Raw genomic sequence first — 24,601 nt, forward strand, 5'->3', positions numbered from 1 at the left:
TCTTTTACTTTACAGCGAATGAGGGTGGGAATAGCCGGCGGCGCCGAGCATCTGTTCCCAGCGAAGTAACTGTTCGGTCAGCAGCAGCTCACGATTGACGCCCACCACGCTGAGCAGCTGATGGCGGCAGTTCAGCCACTGCTGCACGATCTGCTGCAGCGAGGCGCTGCTCAGCAGGCTGGCCAGCTGATGCACCAGCGGCTGCTGATCCTGATTCAATACATACTGATGCGCGCCCTGCTGCCACTTCATCGCGTCCACCAGCAGCGCGCACAGCCAGTGCAGGCGCTCGGCGACGTCTTCATGATTCAACACCGGCAGCAGCGACAGCATATCGCGCTGCGGCAGCGCGGCGCTCAACGCGGCGCACAGGGTGCTGCGCTGTTGCCACTGCTGCGGCTGCAACAGCTGTTCGGCGGCCAGCGGCGCACCGTCGTGAAGGCGCAGCGCCGTGAGGCGGTCCGTCTGAGAGCCGGCCGCCTGTCGGCCCAGCCACTGCAGGCTGAGCTGCTCATCCGGGCTCGCCAAATGCCAGTACAGGCAGCGGCTGCGCAGCGTCGCCATCAGGCGCGACGGCTCACGGCAACCCAGCAGAAAATAGGTTTTCTCCGGCGGCTCTTCCAGCGTTTTAAGCAGCGCGTTGGCCGCCGCCTCGGTCAGCTGTTCCGCCTGCGGCAGCCAAATCACTTTAGCGCCGCCCTGCTGCGCGTGGGCGTACAGCGTTTCAATCACCTGACGGATCGGCTCAATGCCCAGGCTGCTCTTGCCCTTTTCCGGCGCCAGCACGTGATAATCCGGGTGGTTGCCCGCCAGCATCAGCCGGCAGCTGTGGCACTCGCCGCAGCTTTTTTCACCGTTGCGCTGCTGGCAGATCAACCAGCGGCTCAGGCCGTAGGCCAGCGCGTCGTCACCGTTGCCCGTTGCCGCGTGCAGCAGCAGCGCATGATGGCCGCGGCCGTCGGCGTACTGCCCAACCAGCTGGCGATAAGGGCCGTTCAGCCACGGGTACCAGTTCATTATGCGCCTTCCTGCTGCCGCAGCCAGTGGCCGAGGCAGCAGCGGATCGCCGCGGTCACCAGCTCCAGCGGCTGGGCGGCGTCGACGGTGACGATGGTTTTATCCTGCGCCGCCAGCTCGAGATAGCGAGCGCGGGTGCGCTCGAAGAACGGCAGCGCCTCCTGTTCGATACGATCCAACTGACCGCGCGCCTGTGCGCGTTGCAGGCCGACCAACGGCGGCAGATCGAGATACACCGTCAAATCCGGGCGAAAATCCCCCAGCACGGTGTCGCGCAGCGAGCTCATCAGCTGCGGATCCACGCCGCGGCCGCCGCCCTGGTAAGCCTGTGAAGAGAGATCGTGGCGATCGCCCACCACCCAGGCGCCGCGCGCCAGGGCCGGTTTGATCACGGTTTCCACCAGCTGCACGCGCGCGGCGTACAGCATCAATACTTCGGCCTTGATGGTCGGCAATTCGCCGTCGATGCCGCGCTTGAACAGATCGCGCAGCTTCTCCGCCAGCGGCGTGCCGCCCGGCTCGCGGGTGAAGACGATGTCGCTGACGCCGTGTTCGCGCAGCACATTGACCACCGTATCGCGCGCGGTGGTTTTACCCGCGCCTTCCAGCCCTTCGATAACAACGAATTTACTTTTCATTCTTTTCCTTTAACGCCTGACGGTACACGCGCACCGCCTGGTTATGGCTCGCCAGATTGGTGGTGAAGGTATGCCCACCCTTGCCGTCGGCGACAAAATAGAGATAAGGCGTTTTGGCCGGATTGGCGGCCGCCTGCAGCGAGGCCTCACCCGGCATGGCGATCGGCGTTGGCGGCAGGCCGGCGATCACATAGGTGTTGTACGGCGTCGGCGTCTCCAGATCCTTGCGCGTGATGTTGCCATTATAGCTTTCGCCCATGCCGTAGATCACCGTCGGATCGGTCTGCAGACGCATGCCGATGCGCAAGCGGTTGACGAACACCGACGCTACCTTGCTGCGCTCTTCCGGCACTGCGGTCTCTTTCTCGACGATCGAGGCCATGGTCAGCAGGTCTTCCGGCGTTTTATACGGCAGGCTGGTGTCGCGGCCGGCCCAGGCGGCCTGCAGCGCTTTGTTCATGCGCACGTGTGCGCGTTTGAGCAGCGCGATGTCGCTCATGCCGGCGGTATACTGATAGGTATCCGGGTACAAATGCCCTTCCGGCGTTTCTCCCGCAGGAATGCCGAGCGCTGCGGCAATCTCCGCCTCACTCTTACCCGCCAGGGTGTGTTTCAGGTATTTGGACTGCTGCAGCACCTGCTGCCAGTCACGCAGGCGTGAGCCTTCGATAAAGCGTGCGGTGAACTGCGCCTCTTTGCCGCTGGCCAACAGTTTCAGCATCTGGCGCACCGTCATGCCCGGCGTGAACCGGTAGGTACCGGCTTTAAACTCCGCCAACTCCGGCTCCAGCTTCAGCAGCCACTGGAACCAGCGCCCGTTGCGTACCAGTTTATCGCGTACCAGTAGCCCTTCCAGCGCTACCCGGCCGGTGCCGGCCGGCAGTTTGAAGATGGTTTCTTGCTGGATAGCCAGCGGCGTATCGGCAAAGCGTTCGATCTTCTGGTAGCCCCAAAACAGCAGCGCCAATACCAGAACAACAATAACAGACAGGACCTTCAGCTTTTTTTTCTTCATTAATCAGCCATGGTTAACAGTGTGGACGCAAAAAATCATACAGCTGGCGCGAAGCATAACGCCATGATTGCGCAGCGTTTACCGGCAGCAGCGGCATCAGCGAATTGCTCACCAGCACTTCGTCGGCATCGGCCAGCGTCTCCAGCGGTTCACTGACGCAGTGCAGACGGTATTCCGAGCCCGCCAGCAGCGCGATCACCCGCCGCCGCATCAGGCCCGCGACGCCGGCCTGGCTCAGATCCGGGGTAAATACCGCGTTTCCCTTACGCCAGAACAAATTAGCCGCACAGCATTCCACCAGCATACCGGCAGTGTCAAGCACCAGCGCCTCGTCGGCGGCCGTCTGGTCAAGATGCGCGCGGATCAGCACCTGCTCCAGGCGGTTCAAATGCTTCAACCCCGCCAGCAACGGATTGCGCGCCAGCGCCACCGGGCTGAGCGCAAGCGTGATGCCCTGCTCGCGCCACTGCAAATAGTGCGCAGGGTAGCTGCTGCGGGCGACGATACGCGTCGGATTTTCGCACCCCGTCGGGCTGTAACCCCGCCCGCCGCTGCCGCGCGTCAGTATCGCTTTGACCACGCCGAGCGGAATTGATTCGGCCGCCAGCGCCATCTCCCGCTCGAAAGCCAGCCAATCGGTGGCAGGCAGCATCAGCCGCTGCGCCGCTTGCTGCAACCGCTCCAGATGCCAGGGCAGCAGCTCGATTTTACCGTCGATAACCCGGGCGGTAGTAAAGCAGCCATCGCCGAACTGCAGGCCACGATCGCTCGGCGCCAGCGCATCGTGGCGCTGTCCGTTAATCCAGTACATGCTTCCTCCTGTTGCCGGGTTATTTCATTACGCTCGCAGGATAGCAGGCGGCGAGACGATACGCAGCCCCGCCAGCGGCCAAACGGCAGGCGTAAAAAAGCCCGGTTAAAAAACCGGGCTTTTCGTCAGCTATCCGCAGCGCGAGTTACACTCGGCGGAAGATCAGCGAGCCGTTGGTGCCGCCGAAGCCGAAGGAGTTACACAGGGTGAACTCCATATCGCTGACCTGGCGCGCTTCGTGAGGCACGAAGTCCAGATCGCAACCTTCATCCGGGTTATCCAGGTTGATGGTTGGCGGTACCGCCTGATCGCGCAGCGCCAGCACGGTGAAGATAGACTCGATCGCGCCTGCCGCACCCAACAGGTGGCCAGTCATCGATTTGGTCGAGCTCACCAGCACGCTGTGGGCATCGGCGCCGAAGACGGATTTCACCGCCTGCGCTTCCGCCTGGTCACCCGCCGGCGTAGAGGTGCCATGCGCATTGATGTAGCCGATTTGTGACGGGGTCACACCGGCGTCAAGCAGGGCATTTTCCATCGCCAGCGCAGCGCCCGCGCCGTTTTCCGGCGGTGACGTCATGTGATAAGCATCGCTGCTCATCCCAAAGCCCACCACTTCGGCGTAGATTTTCGCGCCGCGTTTTTTCGCGTGCTCGTACTCTTCCAGCACCATCATGCCGGCGCCGTCGCCCAGCACGAAGCCGTCACGGTCTTTATCCCACGGACGGCTCGCCGCCTGCGGGTTGTCATTACGGGTGGACAGGGCGCGCGCTGCGCCAAAGCCGCCGACGCCCAATGGGGTGCTGGCTTTCTCTGCCCCACCGGCCAGCATCACGTCAGCATCATTGTAAGCAATGATACGCGCCGCATGGCCGATGTTGTGCACACCTGAAGTACAGGCGGTGGCAATGGAAATGCTTGGGCCACGCATGCCGTACATGATTGTCAGGTGGCCTGCAATCATATTCACGATGGTGGATGGCACGAAGAACGGACTGATTTTCCGTGGGCCACCGTTAACCAGTGAACTGTGGTTTTCTTCGATCAAACCCAGGCCGCCGATGCCGGAACCGATCGCGGCTCCAATGCGGCTGGCGTTAGCCTCGGTGATGTCCAGACCTGCATCCTGCATGGCTTGCATGCCGGCAGCGATACCGTACTGGATAAAGGCGTCCATCTTGCGCGCATCTTTGCGAGAGATGAAATCCTCAGAATTAAAATTCTTTACCAGGCCAGCAAACTTGGTCGCATAGGCAGTGGTATCGAAATGATCGATCAGGCTGATGCCACTCTGACCGGCAAGAAGAGCGTTCCACGTGGACTCTACCGTATTGCCGACAGGAGACAACATGCCCAGTCCGGTCACAACTACTCGACGCTTAGACACGTTTGTCCTCCAGGGAGGGAAAAATATGACACTAGGGATAGAAAAAACTTAGGCGGTCGAACGACCGCCTAGATATGTTCTCTTACTGCTGGCTAGCGTTGATGAAATCAATAGCTGCCTGAACAGTAGTGATCTTCTCAGCTTCTTCGTCTGGAATCTCGGTGTCGAATTCTTCTTCCAGTGCCATTACCAGCTCAACGGTGTCAAGAGAATCAGCGCCCAGATCTTCAACGAAAGAAGCGTTGTTCAAAACTTCTTCCTGTTTAACACCCAGTTGCTCAACAATGATTTTCTTAACGCGTTCTTCGATAGTGCTCATACTCTTAAATTTCCTATCAAAACTCGCTTTCGCGATGGTTTTCGTAGTGTATAAAATGCTGAAAAAGATGCAACTAAATCCCGGCTGGTCAAACCACGATTTTACGCTATTTTGCGGTTTTTGCCTCAAATAACGCAAATGGTTTTCACATTTTTTAAATCATGTACATGCCGCCATTGACATGTAACGTTTCACCGGTGATATAGCCGGCCTCATCAGAGGCCAAAAATGCAACAGCGCTGGCGATTTCTTTAGCATCGCCCAGCCGGTTGGCTGGAACTGATGACAAAATGCCTGCGCGTTGATCATCTGTCAACGCCCGTGTCATGTCCGTCTCAATAAAGCCAGGTGCCACGACGTTGACCGTAATGCCACGCGAAGCAACTTCACGTGCCAAAGATTTGCTAAAACCAATCAGACCGGCTTTAGCCGCCGCGTAATTCGCCTGCCCTGCGTTCCCCATGGTGCCGACAACGGAACCGATGGTGATGATACGGCCAAACCGCTTTTTCATCATAGCGCGCATTACCGCTTTTGACAGGCGGAATACGGAAGTCAGGTTGGTGTCGAGGATATCCTCCCACTCGTCATCCTTCATACGCATCAGCAGGTTATCACGCGTGATGCCGGCATTATTCACTAAAATGTCGATTTCGCCAAATTCGGCGCGAATCGATGCCAGCACGCTGTCGATAGATTGCGCATCAACAACGTTCAACATAAACCCTTTGCCGTTTGCGCCCAGGTAGCTGCTGATCGCTTCAGCGCCGCTCTCGCTGGTCGCGGTGCCGATCACTTTGGCGCCGCGTGCCACAAACGTTTCTGCAATAGCTCGGCCAATACCGCGGCTCGCGCCGGTGACCAGAACGATTTTACCTTCGAAGCTCATCATTTTCCTCTTTATTGTTCAAGCGCCGCCGACAGGCTGGCGGTGTCGTTCACCGCCGCAGCCGTCAGGGTGTCAACAATACGTTTAGTCAGGCCGGTCAGCACTTTGCCCGGCCCCACTTCCAGCAGCGACGTCACTCCCTGTGCTGCGATAAATTCTACGCTCTCGGTCCAACGTACCGGGCTGTACAGCTGACGCACCAGCGCGCTGCGAATCGCTTCCGGATCGTTTTCGGTGCGCACGTCGACGTTGTTCACCACCGGCACCTGCGGCGCGTTGAAGGTGATGTCCTGCAGCGCCACGGCCAGCTTGTCGGCGGCCGGCTTCATCAGCGCGCAGTGCGAAGGCACGCTCACCGGCAGCGGCAGCGCACGTTTGGCGCCGGCGGCTTTGCAGGCGGCGCCTGCGCGCTCAACCGCTTCTTTGTTGCCGGCGATGACCACCTGGCCCGGCGAGTTGAAGTTGACCGGAGAAACCACCTGCCCTTGCGCAGACTCTTCACACGCTTTGGCGATCGCGTCGTTGTCCAGACCGATGATGGCATACATCGCGCCGGTGCCTTCCGGCACCGCTTCCTGCATCAGCTTGCCGCGCAGCTCGACCAGACGGATCGCCGCCTTGAAGTCCAGCACGCCGGCGCAGACCAGCGCCGAGTATTCGCCCAGGCTGTGACCCGCCATCAGCGCAGGCGCTTTACCGCCCTGCTGCTGCCAAACGCGGAAAATCGCCACCGAGGCGGCCAGCAGAGCCGGTTGGGTCTGCCAGGTTTTGTTCAGTTCTTCCGCCGGGCCTTGCTGCACCAGCTGCCACAGGTCGTAACCCAGGGCGGAAGAGGCCTCGCCGAAGGTTTCTTCAACGATCGGGAACTGTGCGGCCAATTCGGCCAGCATGCCAACGGTCTGTGACCCCTGGCCCGGGAAAACAAAAGCAAATTGCGTCATTTTTTCTTCCTGTCCAAATCAGAAACGAACCAGCGCCGAGCCCCAGGTAAAGCCGCCGCCGAAGGCCTCCAGCAGCACCAGTTGGCCACGCTGAATTCGCCCGTCGCGCACGGCTTCGTCCAGTGCGGAAGGCACCGAGGCGGCAGAGGTGTTGCCGTGACGATCGAGCGTCACCACCACTTTGTCCATTCCCATGCCCAGTTTTTTCGCCGTTGCGCTGATGATGCGCAGGTTGGCCTGGTGCGGTACCAGCCAATCCAGCTCGCTGCGGTCCATATTGTTGGCCTGCAACGTCTCATCGACGATACGCGCCAGCTCGGTAACCGCAACCTTGAAGACTTCGTTGCCCGCCATGGTGACATAGGCCGGCTTGTCTTGATTCTGACGATCCTTGTACGGCAGCGTCAGCAGGTTGCCGTAGCTGCCGTCGGCATGCAGATGGGTAGACAGAATGCCCGGCGCTTCAGAAGCCCCCAGCACCACCGCCCCTGCGCCATCGCCAAACAGAATGATGGTGCCGCGATCTTCAGGATCCAGCGTGCGCGACAAGACGTCCGCGCCGATAACCAGCGCATGTTTGACCGCACCGTTTTTCACGTACTGATCGGCCACGCTGAGCGCGTAAGTAAAGCCGGCGCAGGCCGCAGCCAGATCGAACGCCGCGCAGTCTTTGATGCCAAGCATTTGCTGCACCAGGCACGCCGCGCTCGGGAACGCGTGAGTGGTCGTGGTGGTCGCCACGACGATCAGCCCAATGTCTTCTTTAGCCACACCTGCCATTTCCAGCGCTTTCTCAGCGGCCTGGAAGCTCATCGTCGCAACGGTTTCATCCGCAGCGGCGATGCGACGTTCGCGGATACCGGTACGCGTGACGATCCACTCGTCAGAGGTATCCACCATTTTTTCCAAATCAGCATTGGTGCGCACTTGTACGGGCAAATAACTCCCCGTACCGAGAATCTTTGTATACATGTACGATCAGTCACTCTTAGGTAATACAGCCTCAAGGCGCGCAGCAATCCTTTCCGGGACTTGCCGCTGCACCGCCTGCACAGCCTGTTCGATTGCGACTGCAAACGCGTGAGGGTTCGCAGCGCCGTGGCTCTTGACTACGGTGCTGCGCAATCCTAACAGACATGCGCCATTATACTGGTCGGGGTTCAGGTGGCCGAACCGCTTAACCACCCGTTTTTGCAACCAACGGCCCAACAATTTCAGCCACCACGCTTGCTTGTTTCCGTCGCCGGACGATTTCAGCAGCGATAAGAACACCCTGACCACCCCTTCCATGGTTTTCAGGGTGACGTTGCCCACGAAGCCATCGCAAACCAACACGTCGGTCTTGCCGGTGAGCAGTTCGTTTCCTTCCAGGTAACCAATATAGTTGATTGCCGGAGTATTTTTTAGCACAGCGGCCGCTTCGCGGATATTATCCAGGCCTTTGGTCTCTTCTTCGCCAATATTCAGCAGCGCCACCCGCGGTTGCGCAATGCCGATCACCTCTTCCGCCATCACCGCACCCATCACGGCAAACTGCACCAGCATGGTACTGTCGCACTCAACGTTGGCGCCCAGATCCAGCACCACGGTTTTACTGCGTTGCTGATTCGGGATCGCCGTCATCAGCGCCGGGCGTTCGATGCCCTCCAGCGGCTTGACCAACAGCTTCGCCAATCCCATCAGCGCACCGGTATTGCCGGCGCTGACGCAGCCTTGCGCGTTTCCGCTGCTGAGCTGCTCGAGCGCAATGCGCATCGACGTGCCGCGGCTGGCGCGTATCGCTTGTGAAGGTTTGGCGTCGCCGGCGATCACGGACTCGGCGGGCACGACTTGCAGACGCTCCAGAAGAACCGGATCGGCGTGGGCAAGCAAAGGGGAGATGACGTCGGGATTGCCGACCAGCAGGAGATGAAGCTGTAAATTAGAGGCCAGTGCCTGCAACGAAGCAGGCACTGTGACGCAGGGACCGAAGTCCCCGCCCATTGCATCTAACGCCAGGGTTAGACGAGTCAAGGTATCGCTACTTAGCCGATAACCTTGCGACCGCGGTAGAAACCGTCGGCAGTGATGTGGTGACGACGGTGAGTTTCACCGGATACTTTGTCTACAGACAGAGTAGTCGTGGTCAGAGCATCGTGAGAACGACGCATGCCACGCTTGGAACGGGTTGGTTTATTCTGTTGTACGGCCATGGACCTTACTCCTCAATTACTTACGCTTTAAACTGGCTAATACGGCAAACGGATTCGGTTTCTCCGCCTCGGGAGGCAGTTGGCCGAATACCATGTCCGCTTCGGACACTTCACAGTGTTCAGATTCATGTACCGGAACGACAGGCAGTGAAAGAATAATTTCGTCTTCAATCATTGCCAACAGATCGACTTCGCCAAACTCGTCAACTTCGATCGGTTCGTACGCTTCCGGTAATGCCTCAGCCTGCTCATCATTGACGACCGGGCTAAAACAATATGTTGTGTGAACCTGATGTTCGAACGGGACTCCACAGCGTTGGCACATCAACGTTACCGTGACGTCCGCATGCCCTGTTATCACCGCGAGGCGCTGATTGTCGATATTGAACGACAACGACACCTCGACATCACTGTCCACACTGACCACGGAGTCGGCAACACGCGTAACCTGCTCAGGCGCATAGACACCAGCATAGTCCAGGCGTTTCTGAGCGGTACGTACCGCATCAATGGTCAAGGGTAATTTTACCTTTTGCATAGGGCGCGCATATTAACTTTGTAACGACATAGAGTCAAAGAAAAAGGCCGTAAAACGGCTCCTTTCACCAATATTCGCTTCCACAGCGGCCGACAGTTTAAAATGCCGTACCCATTTACGCTACGGTTTGCGAAAAAAATTATGCAGAGATTGCTTTTAGCCTCCACCTCCCCCTATCGAAAAATGCTGCTGGAGAAGCTGCAGCTGCCCTTCGACTGTGCCGCACCCGAGGTGGATGAAACCCCACTGCCGGGCGAAAGCGCCGAAGCGCTGGTGCTGCGCCTGGCGGCGGCGAAGGCGCAGGCGCTGGCCCTCGCCTATCCCGATCATCTGATCATCGGCTCCGATCAGGTCTGCGTGATCGATGGCAACATCACCGGCAAGCCCCATACCGAGGAGAACGCCCGGGCGCAGCTGCGCCAGGCCGCCGGCCAGGCCGTGACTTTTTATACCGGCCTGGCGCTGTACAACGGGCGCAGCAAGCAGCTGCAGGCCCTGTGTGAGCCGTTCCACGTGCATTTTCGCGCGCTGAGCGAAACGGAGATCGCTGCCTATGTTCGCATGGAGCAACCGCTGAACTGCGCAGGCAGTTTCAAGAGTGAGGGATTGGGGATCGCGCTGTTTGACAGGCTGGAAGGCCGGGACCCGAACGCCCTGATCGGCCTGCCGTTGATCGCGCTGTTGGAGATGTTGCGGGCTGAGGGCATCAACCCGCTGGTCTGACGCGGATTACTTGGCCGCCTGCCGGCGCAGCACCTGCAGGCAGTGGCGCAGCTCTTCGTCCATCGGCGCTTCGATGCGCATCGTTTCGCCGGTGGAGGGATGCTCGAAGCGCAGCGCCGCAGCGTGCAGGAACAGCCGCTTCAGGCCGGTACCCGCCAGCTGGCGATCGAACTCGCGGTCGCCATAGCGATCGTCAAAGGCGATCGGATGCCCGGCATGCAGCGTGTGCACGCGGATCTGGTGAGTGCGCCCGGTGATCGGGCTGGCCTTCACCAGGGTGGCGAATTCGTAACGCTCTTCCACCTTGAAGCGGGTTTCCGAAGGCTTGCCTTCGCTGCTGACGCGCACGATGCGCTCACCGCTTTGCAGAATGTTTTTCAGCAGCGGCGCCTGTACGGCCTTGCAGTGGGATTGCCACTGGCCGCGCACCAGCGCCAGATAATCCTTCTGCATGCCCTTCAGCCGCAGCTGTTCGTGCAGCGAGCGCAGCGCGGAGCGCTTCTTGGCCACCAGCAGCACGCCGGAGGTGTCGCGATCCAGACGGTGCACCAGCTCGAGGAAACGGGCTTCCGGGCGCAGCGCGCGCAGCCCTTCGATCACGCCGAAGCTCAGGCCGCTGCCGCCATGCACCGCGGTGCCGGAGGGCTTGTTGAGGATCAGGAGGTGGTCGTCTTCATAAAGGATGCAGTCTGCCAGTGCGGCTACCTTATCCAGCTTGGCGGACACCGGCGTCTCTTCGCGTTCGGCCACCCGCACCGGCGGCACGCGCACCACGTCGCCGGCCGCCAATTTGTATTCGACCTTGATGCGTCCTTTATTGACCCGCACCTCGCCCTTACGCACGATGCGATAAATCATGCTCTTCGGCACGCCTTTCAGGCGAGCGAGCAGAAAGTTGTCGATTCTCTGACCGGCTTCGTCGTCGGAAATCGTGATGAATTGTACTGCTGGATTGTTCGTTTTCATGGTGCGGGATTCTAAATAGAGCGCGTGAATAGCGCCACATCTTTTTCTGTGCTTAACTGTCTCTCTAACGGCGGGCGAAACCCCAGCGGACAATAAGGCAGCAAGCCGATTTGAACGTTTGCGATTTCTTCCGCAGTTAAGGAAAAGTCACCTTGCTATAACGGCATCAGCAGTGGAATAATGCAGTTACTTTCCGCGTTGATTCCCGTTAAACAGGGAAAACGGTGGGATTATAAAATTTGTCTGATCGCGCAAAAACGCAGCAATGGCGTAAGACGTAATGCGAAATCAAACAATTAGCGGGCTGCGGGTTGCAGCTTGGCCGGCAAATGGAATCAGATCTGTCGACGTAAATCAGAGGCTATTCCCCTAGTAAAAGTGCTGTCTTTCACAAAGAAAAGCAGGCTTACCGAGATAATGCGCCCCTATGCAGGCGACAACCGTGAGGTTGACGGCTTTGCGAGAAGACACGGGGCTTTCGGTTTAACTCCGGCCATGAGGTTATTTTGCCCGCAGCTTTGTCGATAATGTAAAAATAACGAGTAAGTTAAGATGAAAAGAATGTTGATTAACGCAACTCAGCAGGAAGAGTTGCGTGTTGCCCTCGTAGATGGACAGCGGCTGTATGATTTGGATATCGAAAGTCCGGGTCATGAGCAGAAAAAAGCGAATATTTACAAAGGCAAAATCACCCGCATTGAACCAAGTCTTGAAGCAGCGTTCGTGGACTACGGCGCAGAACGACATGGTTTCCTCCCCCTTAAAGAAATCGCCCGCGAATACTTCCCTAGCAATTACTCTTCCCATGGCCGCCCGAACATCAAAGATGTGCTGCGCGAAGGCCAGGAAGTCATCGTTCAGGTAGACAAAGAAGAACGTGGCAACAAAGGCGCCGCCTTGACCACCTTCATCAGCCTCGCGGGCAGCTATCTGGTGCTGATGCCGAACAACCCGCGTGCCGGCGGTATTTCCCGCCGCATCGAGGGCGACGATCGCACCGAGTTGAAAGAAGCGCTCTCCTCGTTGCAACTGCCGGACGGCATGGGCCTGATCGTTCGCACCGCGGGCGTAGGCAAATCCGCCGACGCGCTGCAGTGGGATCTCTCCTTCCGTCTCAAGCACTGGGAAGCGATTAAAAAAGCCGCCGAGGGCCGCCCTGCGCCGTTCCTGATCCACCAGGAAAGCAACGTTATCGTGCGCGCCTTCCGCGATTACCTGCGCCCGGACATCGGCGAAATCCTGATCGACAACCCGAAAATTCTCGATCTGGCCAAAGAGCACATCGCTGCGCTGGGCCGCCCGGATTTCAGCAGCAAAATTAAACTGTACAGCGGTGAAATCCCTCTGTTCAGCCACTACCAGATCGAATCGCAGATCGAATCCGCCTTCCAGCGTGAAGTGCGCCTGCCGTCCGGCGGTTCGATCGTCATCGACAGCACCGAAGCGCTGACCGCCATCGACATCAACTCCGCCCGCGCAACCCGCGGCGGCGACATCGAAGAGACGGCGTTCAACACCAACCTGGAAGCGGCGGACGAGATCGCTCGCCAGCTGCGCCTGCGTGACCTTGGCGGCCTGATCGTCATCGACTTCATCGACATGACGCCGGTTCGCCACCAGCGCGAAGTGGAAAACCGCCTGCGCGACGCCGTGCGCCAGGACCGTGCGCGCATCCAGATCGGCCGCATTTCCCGTTTCGGCCTGTTGGAAATGTCCCGTCAGCGCCTCAGCCCGTCGCTGGGCGAGTCCAGCCACCACGTGTGCCCACGCTGTAACGGCACCGGCACCATCCGCGACAACGAATCGCTGGCGCTGTCCATCCTGCGCCTGATCGAAGAAGAAGCGCTGAAGGAAAACACCAAAGAAGTTCACGCTATCGTGCCGGTTCAGGTCGCTTCGTACCTGCTGAACGAAAAGCGCGAATCCGTCAGCGCGATCGAAAAACGCCAGGGCGGCGTGAAAGCCGTCATCGTGCCGAACGATCAGATGCAAACCCCGCACTACTCGGTGCTGCGTGTGCGTAAAGGTGAGGAAACCTCTACCCTGAGCTACCTGCTGCCGAAGCTGCATGAAGAAGACATGGAGCGCCCGCTGGAAGATGCGCCGATGGAACGCAAGCGTCCGGAGCAACCGGCCCTGGCTTCCTTCTCCCTGTCCGCCGATGCGCCGCCGCCGGCTGAAGAAGCTGTCGCCGTGGCCAAGCCTGCCGCTGCCGCCGCCAAGGCTCAAGCCACAGCTCCGGTCGCCGCCAAGCCGGGCTTCCTGGGCCGCCTGTTCGGGGGTTTGAAGAGCCTGTTCGCCGGTGAAGAACAACCTGCCGTCGAAGAAGCCAAACCGGCCGAAACGCCGAAGGCGGAAGGCAACGGTGAAAACCGTCGTCAGGATCGTCGCGGTCAACGCCGTCAAGGCACCGGCCGTAAAGAGCGCGGTGAGCGTGCCGATCGTCCGGAACGCGGCGAGCGTAAAGAGCGCGGTGAAGGCCGTGACAATCGCGAGCGCGACAACCGTGAACCGCGTGAGAACCGTGAAGGCCGTGAATCGCGTGAATCCCGCGATGAACAGCGCCGTAACCGCCGCAACCAGCAGCAGAACGCACCGGTCGCTGAGGAAACCGCCTCGGAAGAAAGCGCTAAAGCGCCGCGCGAAGATCAGCAGCAGCGTCGTGAGCAACGTGCTGAACGCCAGCGTCGTCGTCAGGAAGAGAAGCGCCAGGCTCAGCAGGAAGTGAAAGCGCTGGAAAGCGTTGACACGATCGAGAGCACCGACGAAGAGCAGGAAGAACGCCAGCAGCAGAACATGCAGCGCCGTCAGCGCCGCCCTCTGTCGCAGAAAGTGCGCATCCTGTCTGCGGAAGAAGAACTGCAGCGTGCAGCGGAAGAACTGCTGGCGCCGAAAGCGCCGGTAGCGAAAGCCGCCGACGCGCAGCCGACTGCCGACGACAGCGTCAAGCTGCTGCCGGAAACCGTTGCCGCTCAGCCGGAAGACGATGCCCAGGGCGAAAACCGCGGCAACGGCGAAGGCATGCCGCGTCGCTCCCGTCGTTCACCGCGTCACCTGCGCGTCAGCGGCCAGCGCCGCCGCCGTTACCGTGATGAGCGTTACCCGCTGCAATCCCCAATGCCGCTGGCGGGCGCATTCGCTTCGCCGGAAATGGCGTCGGGCAAAGTCTGGGTAAGCTACCCGGTTGCTCAGGTTGAAGAAACCGAAGTGCAGGCCGAAGTCGTAGAACAGGCAGCGGCACCGGTTGTCGCCGCAGCGGTTGAACAACACAGCGTTGCCGTGGAAGAAACTCAGGCTGCGGCCAGCGTCAACGAGCCGGCACCAGAAGCCGCCGTTGAAACTGCAGCCGTCACCGTAACGGAAGAAGCGGCAGCCGTGGCACCGGTCGTTGCCACCCCGGCCGAGGAAACCCCGGCACCGGTGGAAGCCGCACCGGCACCTGCCGCAGTTGAAGAGCCGAAAGCGGAAGAGACTGCCCCGGCAGTGGAAGCCGAGCCGGTAGCTGAAGCCGTAACTGCAGAGCCTGTGGTTGAAGCCAAGCTGGTGGAAGAGAAGCCTGTGGTCGAAACTGCACCGGTAGAAGCCACGCCAGCGGAAGAAACGCCAGTGGTAGAAGCCGCACCTGCGGCAGCCGCCGTAGAAGCCGCTCCGGTCGAAAAAGCCCCAGCGCCAATCGCCGCGGAACCTACGCCTGTGGTTGCTCAGCAGCCGGCACCGGTGAAAGCCGTGCAGGACGTGCTGTACAAACACATCGCCACTGCGCCGATGACCAAAGCGCCTGCGCCGGCCTACGTGCCGGAAGAACGCAAGCACAGCGATTGGCAGCGCCCTTCCTTCAACTTTGAAGGCAAAGGCTCCGCAGGCGGCCATTCGGCGGTGAGCCAGGCGACCGCGCCGGCCACCAAGCCGCAGCCGGTTAACGAATGAGTTAATCTGCAACCCTAAAAAAAACCCGCCGATGGCGGGTTTTTTCTTGCCGGTAAAAAGGCTCAGGCTATCTTTTTCAGTTTCTTGATGTCCAAAACATCCAACTTGCCGTCAAGCCGGCTGACGAACTGCTGAAAATGCGCCGTCTCATTATGCTTATCCAGCGCTTCACTGCTGGCCCAACGCTCAAAGAACACGAAGACACCCGGTTTTTCCAGATCGCGATGCAAATCATACTGCAGGTTGCCCAACTCCTGGCGGCTCGGCTCGATAATATCGTGCACCGCTTCGCTGACGGCGGCTTCAAATCCCGCTTTCGCTTGCAGGGTGGCGATAACGCGTACTTCCATTGCTTTCTCCCTTTCCACTTGATGAAGGTCGACGGTATTGGCGTCGGCATCGTTGAAATCTCTGCCACTATGCGCCCGCCGCCCTATTGATTTCAACTTGTCGCCAACAAACAGATGCATCTCAGGCACTTTCCGCTTATCCTTACACCCCGGCGTGAATAAACCCATTATTCGCTTTTCATTAGACGTATTTGACCGCCGGAGCCTAGCTAGATGACCGCACAACCTCAAGTTCTGAAAATCCGCCGCCCAGACGACTGGCATATCCACCTGCGTGACGACGAGATGCTGAAAACGGTGGTGCCCTATACCAGCCAGGTATTTGGCCGGGCGATCGTGATGCCGAACCTGGTTCCCCCCGTAACGACCGTGGCCGCCGCGCGCGCCTACCGCGATCGCATTCTGGCGGCGGTCCCGCAGGGCCACAACTTCACTCCGCTGATGACCTGCTACCTGACCAACTCCCTGGCCGCCAGTGAACTGGTCAACGGCTTCGAGCAAGGGGCGTTTACCGCCGCCAAGCTGTATCCGGCCAACGCTACGACCAACTCCAGCCACGGCGTCAGCGACGTGACCGGCATTTACCCGCTGTTCGAACAGATGCAAAAAATCGGCATGCCGCTGCTGATCCACGGCGAAGTGACCGATCCTGCCGTCGATATTTTCGACCGCGAGGCGCGCTTTATCGAACAGGTCATGGAACCTATCCGCCGCCAGTTCCCGGAGCTGAAGATCGTTTTCGAGCACATCACCACCAAAGAAGCGGCGCAATATGTGCAGGCAGGCAATCGTTTCCTCGGCGCCACCATCACGCCACAGCACCTGATGTTCAACCGCAACCACATGCTGGTGGGCGGCATTCGCCCACACCTGTTCTGCCTGCCGATCCTCAAGCGCAATGTCCACCAGGAAGCGCTGCGTCAGGCGGTCGCCAGCGGTTCGGATCGTTTCTTCCTCGGCACCGACTCCGCGCCGCATCTCAAGCACCGCAAAGAATCCAGCTGTGGCTGCGCCGGCTGCTTCAACGCGCCGAATGCCATCCCGGCTTACGCTGCCGTGTTCGAACAACTCGGCGCGTTGGAGCACTTTGAAGCCTTCTGCTCGCTCAACGGTCCACGCTTCTATGGCCTGCCGCTCAACGAAGACTTCATCGAGCTGCAGCGCGTGCCAACCACCCAACCGGAAGAGATCGCCCTGGGCAATGAATCCGTGATCCCCTTCCTGGCCGGTGAAACCCTGAACTGGTCGCTGAAAGACTGATATTTTTGCTCCGCCCTCTTGCCCCCGCACGCGGTTAACTGTATAAATAAACAGTAAATCGCTTCGGGGGCAATTATGCGTGTTGAAGTCACTATAGATAAAACCCGGCCGCTGCCGGCGGGTGCCATTGAGGCGCTGACCGGCGAACTGGGCAAGCGGGTCAATCGCCAGTTTCCAGACGCCGTCGTGCAGGTACGTTATGCCGGCGCCAACGGCCTCTCCGTGCTGGGAGGCGCCAAAACCGACCGGGATCTGATCGAGGAAATCCTTCAGGAAACCTGGGAAAGCGCGGACGAGTGGTTCAGCGCAGAATAACACTGCAATGCTGTTTTTGCCGGGGGTCGCTCTCCGGCTTTTTTGTTTCTGGCGCCCTGCCCATTCATCGCTTACCCTTACTTTGGAACAAAATCCGCCTCAGCGCTGTAGTTAACGCAAAGGAGTAAGCATGGCCCCGGACAAGGTGAAATCCGAAGACGCGATGACGTTTGGTGAACTGCTGGCGCTGATTGCCGATCAGAAAAGGCGCTTGAACGTATTGGAAGTGGCTTTCTCTTATCTGGCCTTCAGCCTGGATGACAAAGCCAACCAACTGCTGATCCACAGCCTGAAGCTGGAATCGCACAGCCAGAACCGCGACGCCGAAACGCAAAAACATTTCGCCCATTTGGCCGAAGAGCTGGAAAAATGCCTGCACGGCTCACCGCCGCCAGCCGGCGCGGAATAACGCCCTGCGCTTTACTCATCCAAAAATTCGCATACCGGTTTGTAGAATAATTGTTCGAATAAATATTTATTTTGCAAATTTCGGTGACAACCCCCTCCACCGATGAAAGCGGATGCGTATACTGTAATTGCTCTCATGATGATGAGCCGCATTGATCCTCGTTAGTCACTCACGGTAGTTACTACTCAATAAGGGGTCTTTATGGACAGAAATGATGAAGTAATTCAGACGCACCCGCTTGTCGGTTGGGATATCAGTACTGTCGACGTTTACGACGCCATGATGATACGCCTTCATTACCTGTCTTCACTAGACCAAACGCCAGAAGAAGCCCAAGTAGACAGAACGCTTTGGCTGACCACAGATGTCGCCCGTCAATTAATCAATATTTTAGAGGCCGGCATCGCCAAGATTGAAGCTACGGATTACCAGGATCTTGATCGCAGAAAACATTGATTCATCGTCCCCTAACCCCTGAGGCGCCGCGCCCCATTCCCGGCGCCTTTTTCTTTGCCTTTCGCCGTTCAATCAGTGCATTGCGCTCGGCAACCTTTTATCATGGGGCGATAAGAAATCGCTATCAGAGAGGGTGGGCACGTGGAATATGATTTGATTGTGGTGGGCAGCGGTTCAGTCGGCGCGGCGGCAGGGTATTACGCTACCCGGGCCGGCTTGAAAGTGCTGATGATCGACAGCGCCATTCCCCCGCACCGCAACGGCAGCCATCACGGCGATACCCGTATCATCCGTCACGCTTACGGCGAAGGTGAAAAGTACGTGCCGCTGGTGCTGCGCGCACAGGCGTTGTGGAATGCGCTGATTCAACAATCCGGCGAGGAACTGTTCCAGTCGTGCGGCGTGCTCAATTTGGGGCCGCAGCACTCCGAATTCATTCGCAATGCTCAGCAGAGCGCGCAGAAATTCCGCCTGAACGCACAAACCCTCAGTGCCGAACAGATCGCTCAACGCTGGCCGGAATTCCGCGCTCCGGAAGGTTACGTCGGCGTTTTCGAGCCGGACGCCGGCTTCCTGCGTTCCGAACTGGCGGTGGCCAGCCTGATCAAGCTGGCGAAAGAGGCCGGCTGCAGCCAGTTGTTCAACTGCCCGGTCAGCGCGGTGGAGCCTATCGATGGCGGCGTTGAGGTCGTCACCGGCGAAGGGCGTTTCACGGCGCAAAAAGCCGTGGTCACCGCCGGCACCTGGGTGAAAGCGCTGTTGCCGCAGCTGCCGATTACGCCATTGCGCAAGGTATTCTCCTGGCATCAGGCGGACGGCCGCTACAGCGTGAACAATCGCTTCCCGGCCTTTACCGTCGAAGCGCAGGACGGCACGCACTATTACGGCTTCCCGGCGGATAACGACGGCCTGAAAGTGGGTAAACACGACGGCGGGCAGCCGATGGCTGCCCCCGAGCAGCGTAAACCCTTCGGTAGCTACGCCAGCGACGGTACCGAAGTTTTCTCCTTCCTGCGGCAGTTTTTGCCGGGTGTAGGCGTATGTTTACACGGCGAAGCCTGCAGTTATGACATGAGCCCCGACGAAGACTTTATTATCGATACCCTGCCGGAGTGCGATCGCCTGATGGTCATCAGCGGATTGAGCGGCCACGGCTTCAAGTTCGCCAGCGCGTTGGGTGAGATTGCCGCGCTGTTCGCGCAGGACAAAGCGCCGCCGGTCGACGTCTCCAGCTTTGGTCTGAAACGATTTAGCTAAGCGAAGGATTTCTCTGTCCAGGTTGCCGCAGAGCCCTGGACAGCGAAATTTGGCGGTTACAATTTATTAACCTGCTAACTCTTTTAAATACCAAGTAAAAATTCTGATAACGGAAATTTCTTGCATTCAGCATTTGAATTTCCGAATTGAACACTTGCAGTGTAAGCCCTATTTTACAGAAGATATGCTCCATCGGCTTTCAACAAGGACGTCACCATGAAACTACTTGTCGTGGACGAATGCTGCTTCACCCGGGTCGGTATAGCCAGCTACTTTGCTGATAGTGGGATTACAACGATCAAGTGCTGCCACAGCATTGAGTACGCTACGCCGCTGTTGGCCAGCTTTCAGCCGAGCCACATTCTGGTGAACCTCAGCAACCAGTGCCGCTATAACGAAGCGGACGCACAGCTGCTGGCGTTTATGGAAGCCAGTCAGTCTGCCTTGCTGTTTATCTATCTCGATACGCCTTACCCCTACAGCGAAACGCCAATGCGCATCGCCGATAACGCGTTCCTGTTCAATAAAAGCATTCTGCCGCTCACCTTGCGCACGCTGCGCGAAAATCCGCTGGCGCTGGCCGATGACGGCGAAGAGCGTTCCCTGTTCAGCCCGCAGGAACTGACGGTGATGAAATATTGGATGGCGGAAATGCCCAACTACCGCATCGCGAAAAAGCTGCAGATCAGCTCGCATACGGTGTATGTGCACAAGCGCCATATCACGGAGAAGATCAACGCGCGCAACCGGCTGGAGTTCTACTCGCTGTATAACGTGCTGCGTTATTTCTACCCGCCCAGCGCGCCAACGAATTCGACGCCGCTGGCGCTGCTGGCGGTGTAACATCAAGCCTGCGATAACGCAGGCTTTTTTATCGCCACTCTTCCAGCGCTCACGCGCGCCCCGCTATAAAAGGTGCCGAGAAAAGGACTATAATCAAAGGTCTCTTTCTTCAGGCGGCTGAAATGTTAAACCGAATACTGGCGGCTATCGTCAACAACGTGCGTGAGCACCTGGTGCTGTATCTTTGTCTGTGGCTGGTGCTGCTGGCGCTGGATGTCTATTTTTTCTTCGTGATGTAACCCATGCCGTCGTCATTTCCCCGATTGAGCTTCAGCCGCTTCGGCGATCCCGCCCAGGTGCTGGCGCTGCAGCAGACGAGCATGCCGTCGCTACGCCCCGGCCGGCGGCTACTGCAGATGCGCTATGCCCCGATCAACCCTTCCGACCTGATCCCGATTCACGGCCAATACGCGCACCGCATCGCCCTGCCGCAGGTGCCTGGCTATGAAGGCGTAGGCGTCATCGTCGATCCGCAAAGCGGACGCTCGACCGGCCGACGCGCACTGGCGGTAGCGGGTGACGGCAGTTGGCAAACCTTCGTCACGTTGCCTGAAGAACGGGTGGTCTGGGTACCGGACGACATCGACGACGCCAGCGCAGCGCAAATCTATATCAACCCGCTCACCTGCTGGGTGCTGCTGACGCAATGGCTACCGCTCAGCGCCGGCGACGTGCTGCTGCTCAACGGCGGCGGCTCCGCCGTTAGCCTGCTGTTGGCGCAACTGACGGCGCTGCGTGGCATTCGTCTGGCGGTGGTGGTACGCAACCTCGCTCATCGCCCAGCGCTGCTGGCCGCCGGCGCCTGGCGCGTTATTGAAGCCCCGCAGCTGGCGCAAATGACCCACTTTGGCGCCCGCGCCGCCATCGACTGCATCGGCGGAGAAGACGGATTGCAGCTGGCGCGGGCGGTTCGCACCGGCGGCGACTTTGTGGCGCTGGGCCTGCTGGGTGGGCGCCAGGTGGACTGGCGGCGCGTGGTAGACGAATTGAAGCTGCGCGCTTCGCTGTTCCACTTGCGCAAATGGAATGCGCAGGCAGCACCGGCGCAGTGGCAAACGGCGTTTTATCAGCTATTCCAGCTGCTGCGACGCGGCCAGCTGGCTTTGCGCCCACCCGCCGCGATTTATCCTTTGCGTCAGTACGCAGCGGCGCTGCAGCACGCAGCCCTACCCGGCGTAAGCGGCAAAATATTCCTTACGCCGACGGTATCGGAGACGATTGCGGTGGATTAACCATTACTCAACGGGGTTCCCAATAAATAAAATACAATGGAGGAAAAGGCGCCTTTTCCGTTAATGCAAACTTATTAGTGGTGAGATGCCCTTTTATTAGGGCAACGGACATTATTATGCTATCAATCTCTACGCTTTGAGATAAGGCGCATCATTACCCAAGAAATAACGATCGATAGTAAAATGAGCATGACAATTAAAGAGTCAAACGATGAACTCATTAAATCTAGTAGGTTTGAGATCTTCGCCACCTTTAAGTACGTATCCTCTGATAGATGCCTGAAAACAACTTCAGCCAGTACGACAAGCCAGGCAACAACAGCAGATTGGGGTTGTAGTGGTAAAGTAATACTGGCCACGGTTTTACAGTAAGAACGGTATCTGTTCTCTGATTCTTCCGGCGTCAGTCCCCCGTTGTAATGATGAGGTCTGACGCTATTGTCGTAATTCAGGATATAACCGCCGATTTGACGCCGGGCCTCATCACTCCCCGCGTAACCATTTGTCGGAACCCATTCTGTTTTCAGACTACGGAAGAAGCGTTCCATTAGGCTGTTATCCCAGCAGTTCCCTCGCCGACTGAGGCTTTGCTTTATCCTGTAACGCCAAAGAACTTGTTGATATTTAAGGCCGGTATACTGGCTTCCTTGGACGCCCTTCTAAGAGTCAAGCTGTTATCGGGATACTGTTGATCCGCCTGTTTTGATTGCGCAGTAACGTGTAAACTTCGCGGGAGATATATCGCTTTAGACAGCGTATCGCTTCCATTTTTGTATGTCCTTCGGCTACACGCCTGGCGACATATTCCTTTGTTTTTGCGTCAGTTCGTAAGCGTCCGATGGCGATGATGTGAAGTGCACTATTTGCAGCACGATCTCCACCACGATTAAGTCGGTAACGGTTCGTTTTTCCAGAAGAAACGGGGACCGGGCTGACACCACACAGTGCCGCAAATCCTGATTCTGATCTTAACCGTTGAGGATTGTCTCCGGCAGTGATCAGCAACTGTGAAGCGCTTTCGTATCCGATAGCATTACGTTTAATCAGCTCAGGTGCCAACTCGTCGACAATTGCCGCAATCATGACATCCAGATCAGCGATTTCGTCATGTAACTCGAGATAGCGTCGGGCAAGGGACTTTAATGAAATGCGATAAACGTTGGTTACATTGCGGTATTCACTGGCATCAGGTCTCCAGGAACCCAGGGTCCTGATGAGCTGCATGCGCGTCATATTTCTGAGCTGTTCACGTAATTCATCCGGGGCAGAGATAATATTTGAATGGATAATCTGGAGAGCGACTCTGCGGGCTGATATTGCTGTTTTTCGGCAAGTTTTTAATACCCGCAGGGACTCAATCATGCCATCACGCGTTTTGGGAGTAACTGTCCTGATGCCTGAGAATGCTGCATGAGCGGCACATTCAGCATCAATTGTGTCACTTTTACCCCGTTTGCGTCGCTCCATCCGGTCTGGAGCAGTCACCTCAAGAACTTCTAACCCGGCGTTCTGAAAATAACGAAGCAAACCGGAACCATAGGTACCTGTGCACTCAACACCAATTCGCTTTAATGTCCCAAACGAGGTCATCCATGCCAGCATCTGCCGGTAACCTTGTCGTGTTGTGGAGAAATACTGAGTCCCAAGGACTTTATTGTTCTGATCTACGACAGCGGCAACGTGCAAATCTTTATGTGTATCCACGCCACCCACAACGGCAGCTTCGGTAACTTTATCAACCATGACAGAGCTCCTGTGAGGAAACAGAGTTGAATCTCCAGACAGATAACCCGGACAGGACAGTAACGAGACAAGCCGTCAGGCCCTTCTTGAGTCACGCGCATCGGTGAGGAGATGCCTCGCATGAAGGCGCTTCCGGCAACCGACGGGTCCAGGGCAGGACACAAAAGGTCGATCGCTGTGTGAGTCAGGATGCGGGAAGGTCTTCACTGCATCAGTAATCACACCAATCTGGTTAAACGGCAAACTAAGTGGTGGTAAAGACTGACATCGGCATTATTACTATCACTATGGAACATGACCTACCGGGGTTGGCCACGCATCTCATAGGCCATCCGTAGGGCACGACTTACCCACGCTGTATCGGCATTCGCTGACAGACTCCAGCCGATAATTCTGCGGACAAAAAGATCCATGACAACTGCCAGATAGCACCAGCGATGCCCTGCCCAGATGTACGTAATATCTCCACACCATACCCGGTCTGGCTCCGGCACAGTGAACTGACGCTCGAGTAAATTCGGCAAACAGATATGTTCCTGGCGGGGATTTTTTATACTGATGTTTTCCGGGCTGACAACTGCTCAGATTCAGGTATTTCATGAGACGCCCGGCACGGTAACGACTCATCGGGACGCCGTTCTGGGTCAGCATTTCAGCCAGAGTGCGTGCACCAGCAGAGCCCCGACTCTGGTTCCATGCTTGGCGTATTTCGCTGTACAACCTGACTCGCGCCGGATTGACAGTATCGCGTCGTTTTCGCCAGTATCGGTAACTGCTACGGTGTATTCCCAGAGCGGAGCAAAGGGTAACAACCGTGTGGCTGTCACTCAGCCTGGCAACTATCGTTAACCGTTCAGTGAGTCGGACATCAAGAGCGCAGTAGCCTTATTTAATATCGTATTCTGTTACTCCAGGCGGCGAACCTGCTTTTCCAGCTCGCGGATACGTTGCTGCTCTGCAGTCATGGGGGTCGCAGAAGTCGTGATCCCCTGACACACTCGCCTGAGCTGGCGTACCCGGCTTTCAAGCGTGGTAAAGCCGACATTCATCGCCTCACTGGCTTGCCGATACGAGTATCCCTTATCAACAATCAGCTGTGCACATTCCAGCCTGGACTCAGGGGTGAAAGTACGCTTAGTTTTCTTGTTCATTAAGTCACCTGTTTCATGTTGGAGTGAGAATATCACCTTTAATCAGGTGGGCAAATTTACTGTGCCACTACAGTTGAAACCGTTTCTCATGTCAGTGATGCCGGCGACCAGTCAGATTTTTGTGCCTTTCCGCCCTTTCCAAAAGCCATCTCTGTCAGTTGAATCAACGGAACACGCTGCTGGCAGATGTTATCGACAAGCTCAATCGTTTTAGCAGGTATA

Annotated in this window: 25 protein-coding genes and 2 pseudogenes; 10 read left to right on the forward strand and 17 right to left on the reverse strand. The window is 57.7% G+C overall.

Going from position 1 to position 24,601, the window contains the following annotated elements; translation table 11 throughout:
* Window positions 1-9: 9 nt before the first annotated feature.
* From holB to yceD, 12 genes are all read right to left on the reverse strand, one after another.
* On the reverse strand, window positions 10-1,017 hold the full coding sequence (gene holB / locus GF111_RS02915) for a DNA polymerase III subunit delta' (protein WP_038875527.1): 1,008 nt from the start codon (window positions 1,015-1,017) through the stop codon (window positions 10-12).
* Window positions 1,017-1,655: a dTMP kinase gene (tmk, locus tag GF111_RS02920; protein ID WP_038875525.1), complete on the reverse strand. Its 639-nt coding sequence runs from the start codon at window positions 1,653-1,655 to the stop codon at window positions 1,017-1,019. Before tmk ends, holB begins: the two co-directional genes overlap by 1 nt.
* The gene (mltG, locus tag GF111_RS02925) at window positions 1,645-2,670 is read right to left on the reverse strand and encodes an endolytic transglycosylase MltG (RefSeq protein WP_147191023.1); all 1,026 of its coding nucleotides are present in this window, start codon (window positions 2,668-2,670) and stop codon (window positions 1,645-1,647) included. The genes tmk and mltG overlap by 11 nt, the downstream gene beginning before the upstream one ends.
* A 13-nt stretch (window positions 2,671-2,683) precedes the next feature.
* Window positions 2,684-3,481, reverse strand: coding sequence for an aminodeoxychorismate lyase (pabC, locus tag GF111_RS02930; RefSeq protein ID WP_147191021.1), 798 nt, complete (start codon window positions 3,479-3,481; stop codon window positions 2,684-2,686).
* Between the two features lie 145 nt (window positions 3,482-3,626).
* Window positions 3,627-4,868, reverse strand: a complete 1,242-nt coding sequence (gene fabF / locus GF111_RS02935) for a beta-ketoacyl-ACP synthase II (RefSeq protein ID WP_038875521.1) — start codon at window positions 4,866-4,868, stop codon at window positions 3,627-3,629.
* An 82-nt stretch (window positions 4,869-4,950) separates the two neighbouring features.
* Window positions 4,951-5,187: an acyl carrier protein gene (acpP, locus tag GF111_RS02940; protein WP_004719003.1), complete on the reverse strand. Its 237-nt coding sequence runs from the start codon at window positions 5,185-5,187 to the stop codon at window positions 4,951-4,953.
* A gap of 154 nt (window positions 5,188-5,341) precedes the next feature.
* Entirely contained in the window at window positions 5,342-6,076 is a 735-nt protein-coding gene (fabG, locus tag GF111_RS02945) for a 3-oxoacyl-ACP reductase FabG (protein ID WP_016928193.1), read from the reverse strand.
* Window positions 6,077-6,087: 11 nt separating this feature from the next.
* Complete coding sequence (gene fabD / locus GF111_RS02950) at window positions 6,088-7,017, reverse strand: ACP S-malonyltransferase (protein ID WP_015377451.1); 930 nt, start codon at window positions 7,015-7,017, stop codon at window positions 6,088-6,090.
* Window positions 7,018-7,035: 18 nt separating this feature from the next.
* A complete protein-coding gene (locus tag GF111_RS02955) occupies window positions 7,036-7,989 on the reverse strand; it encodes a beta-ketoacyl-ACP synthase III (protein WP_025302411.1) in 954 nt (317 codons plus the stop codon).
* A 6-nt stretch (window positions 7,990-7,995) separates the two neighbouring features.
* A complete protein-coding gene (plsX, locus tag GF111_RS02960; protein WP_071845251.1) occupies window positions 7,996-9,030 on the reverse strand; it encodes a phosphate acyltransferase PlsX in 1,035 nt (344 codons plus the stop codon).
* An 11-nt stretch (window positions 9,031-9,041) separates the two neighbouring features.
* Entirely contained in the window at window positions 9,042-9,209 is a 168-nt protein-coding gene (rpmF, locus tag GF111_RS02965; RefSeq protein ID WP_004927778.1) for a 50S ribosomal protein L32, read from the reverse strand.
* Window positions 9,210-9,225: 16 nt separating this feature from the next.
* Window positions 9,226-9,747: a 23S rRNA accumulation protein YceD gene (yceD, locus tag GF111_RS02970; RefSeq protein WP_004927780.1), complete on the reverse strand. Its 522-nt coding sequence runs from the start codon at window positions 9,745-9,747 to the stop codon at window positions 9,226-9,228.
* A 141-nt stretch (window positions 9,748-9,888) separates the two neighbouring features.
* Between yceD and GF111_RS02975 the strand changes: the two genes are divergently transcribed.
* The gene (locus tag GF111_RS02975; RefSeq protein ID WP_094461284.1) at window positions 9,889-10,470 is read left to right on the forward strand and encodes a nucleoside triphosphate pyrophosphatase; all 582 of its coding nucleotides are present in this window, start codon (window positions 9,889-9,891) and stop codon (window positions 10,468-10,470) included.
* A 6-nt stretch (window positions 10,471-10,476) separates the two neighbouring features.
* On the opposite strand, the gene rluC is transcribed toward GF111_RS02975, so the two are convergent.
* On the reverse strand, window positions 10,477-11,436 hold the full coding sequence (gene rluC / locus GF111_RS02980; RefSeq protein ID WP_038875510.1) for a 23S rRNA pseudouridine(955/2504/2580) synthase RluC: 960 nt from the start codon (window positions 11,434-11,436) through the stop codon (window positions 10,477-10,479).
* Between the two features lie 552 nt (window positions 11,437-11,988).
* Here rluC and rne point away from each other — a divergent pair.
* Window positions 11,989-15,363, forward strand: a complete 3,375-nt coding sequence (gene rne / locus GF111_RS02985) for a ribonuclease E (RefSeq protein WP_147191019.1) — start codon at window positions 11,989-11,991, stop codon at window positions 15,361-15,363.
* Window positions 15,364-15,425: 62 nt separating this feature from the next.
* Here the strand turns inward: rne and GF111_RS02990 are convergent, their stop codons facing one another.
* On the reverse strand, window positions 15,426-15,713 hold the full coding sequence (locus GF111_RS02990) for a putative quinol monooxygenase (RefSeq protein WP_015377446.1): 288 nt from the start codon (window positions 15,711-15,713) through the stop codon (window positions 15,426-15,428).
* A 213-nt stretch (window positions 15,714-15,926) separates the two neighbouring features.
* Here GF111_RS02990 and pyrC point away from each other — a divergent pair, with 213 nt between their 5' ends.
* The 8 genes from pyrC (at window position 15,927) to GF111_RS03030 (ending at window position 21,485) form a co-directional block, all read left to right on the forward strand.
* The gene (gene pyrC, locus GF111_RS02995) at window positions 15,927-16,973 is read left to right on the forward strand and encodes a dihydroorotase (RefSeq protein WP_147191017.1); all 1,047 of its coding nucleotides are present in this window, start codon (window positions 15,927-15,929) and stop codon (window positions 16,971-16,973) included.
* A 75-nt stretch (window positions 16,974-17,048) separates the two neighbouring features.
* On the forward strand, window positions 17,049-17,288 hold the full coding sequence (gene dinI, locus GF111_RS03000; RefSeq protein ID WP_038875499.1) for a DNA damage-inducible protein I: 240 nt from the start codon (window positions 17,049-17,051) through the stop codon (window positions 17,286-17,288).
* A gap of 130 nt (window positions 17,289-17,418) precedes the next feature.
* The gene (locus GF111_RS03005) at window positions 17,419-17,697 is read left to right on the forward strand and encodes a hypothetical protein (RefSeq protein WP_038875495.1); all 279 of its coding nucleotides are present in this window, start codon (window positions 17,419-17,421) and stop codon (window positions 17,695-17,697) included.
* Window positions 17,698-17,898: 201 nt separating this feature from the next.
* Window positions 17,899-18,153: a biofilm formation regulator BssS gene (gene bssS, locus GF111_RS03010; protein WP_004927812.1), complete on the forward strand. Its 255-nt coding sequence runs from the start codon at window positions 17,899-17,901 to the stop codon at window positions 18,151-18,153.
* A 141-nt stretch (window positions 18,154-18,294) separates the two neighbouring features.
* Window positions 18,295-19,410, forward strand: a complete 1,116-nt coding sequence (gene solA / locus GF111_RS03015; protein ID WP_038875492.1) for an N-methyl-L-tryptophan oxidase — start codon at window positions 18,295-18,297, stop codon at window positions 19,408-19,410.
* A gap of 216 nt (window positions 19,411-19,626) precedes the next feature.
* Entirely contained in the window at window positions 19,627-20,253 is a 627-nt protein-coding gene (locus tag GF111_RS03020; RefSeq protein ID WP_038875489.1) for a LuxR C-terminal-related transcriptional regulator, read from the forward strand.
* 122 nt (window positions 20,254-20,375) lie between these two features.
* Window positions 20,376-20,492, forward strand: coding sequence for a DUF2770 family protein (locus GF111_RS03025; RefSeq protein WP_004927822.1), 117 nt, complete (start codon window positions 20,376-20,378; stop codon window positions 20,490-20,492).
* Window positions 20,493-20,495: 3 nt separating this feature from the next.
* On the forward strand, window positions 20,496-21,485 hold the full coding sequence (locus GF111_RS03030; protein ID WP_047727808.1) for a zinc-dependent alcohol dehydrogenase family protein: 990 nt from the start codon (window positions 20,496-20,498) through the stop codon (window positions 21,483-21,485).
* Between the two features lie 344 nt (window positions 21,486-21,829).
* On the opposite strand, the pseudogene GF111_RS03035 reads toward GF111_RS03030, so the two are convergent.
* The 3 genes and pseudogenes from GF111_RS03035 to GF111_RS03045 all read right to left on the reverse strand — a co-directional run.
* Window positions 21,830-22,135, reverse strand: a pseudogene (locus GF111_RS03035) (integrase core domain-containing protein); the annotation flags it as partial.
* 16 nt (window positions 22,136-22,151) lie between these two features.
* Complete coding sequence (locus GF111_RS03040) at window positions 22,152-23,228, reverse strand: IS110 family transposase (protein ID WP_000227969.1); 1,077 nt, start codon at window positions 23,226-23,228, stop codon at window positions 22,152-22,154.
* Between the two features lie 236 nt (window positions 23,229-23,464).
* Window positions 23,465-24,415: pseudogene (locus GF111_RS03045) on the reverse strand (IS3 family transposase); the annotation flags it as partial.
* Window positions 24,416-24,601 lie beyond the last annotated feature (186 nt).

This window comes from Serratia sp. HRI (genome assembly GCF_010119335.3).
GTDB classification, from domain to species: Bacteria; Pseudomonadota; Gammaproteobacteria; order Enterobacterales; family Enterobacteriaceae; genus Serratia; species Serratia nevei.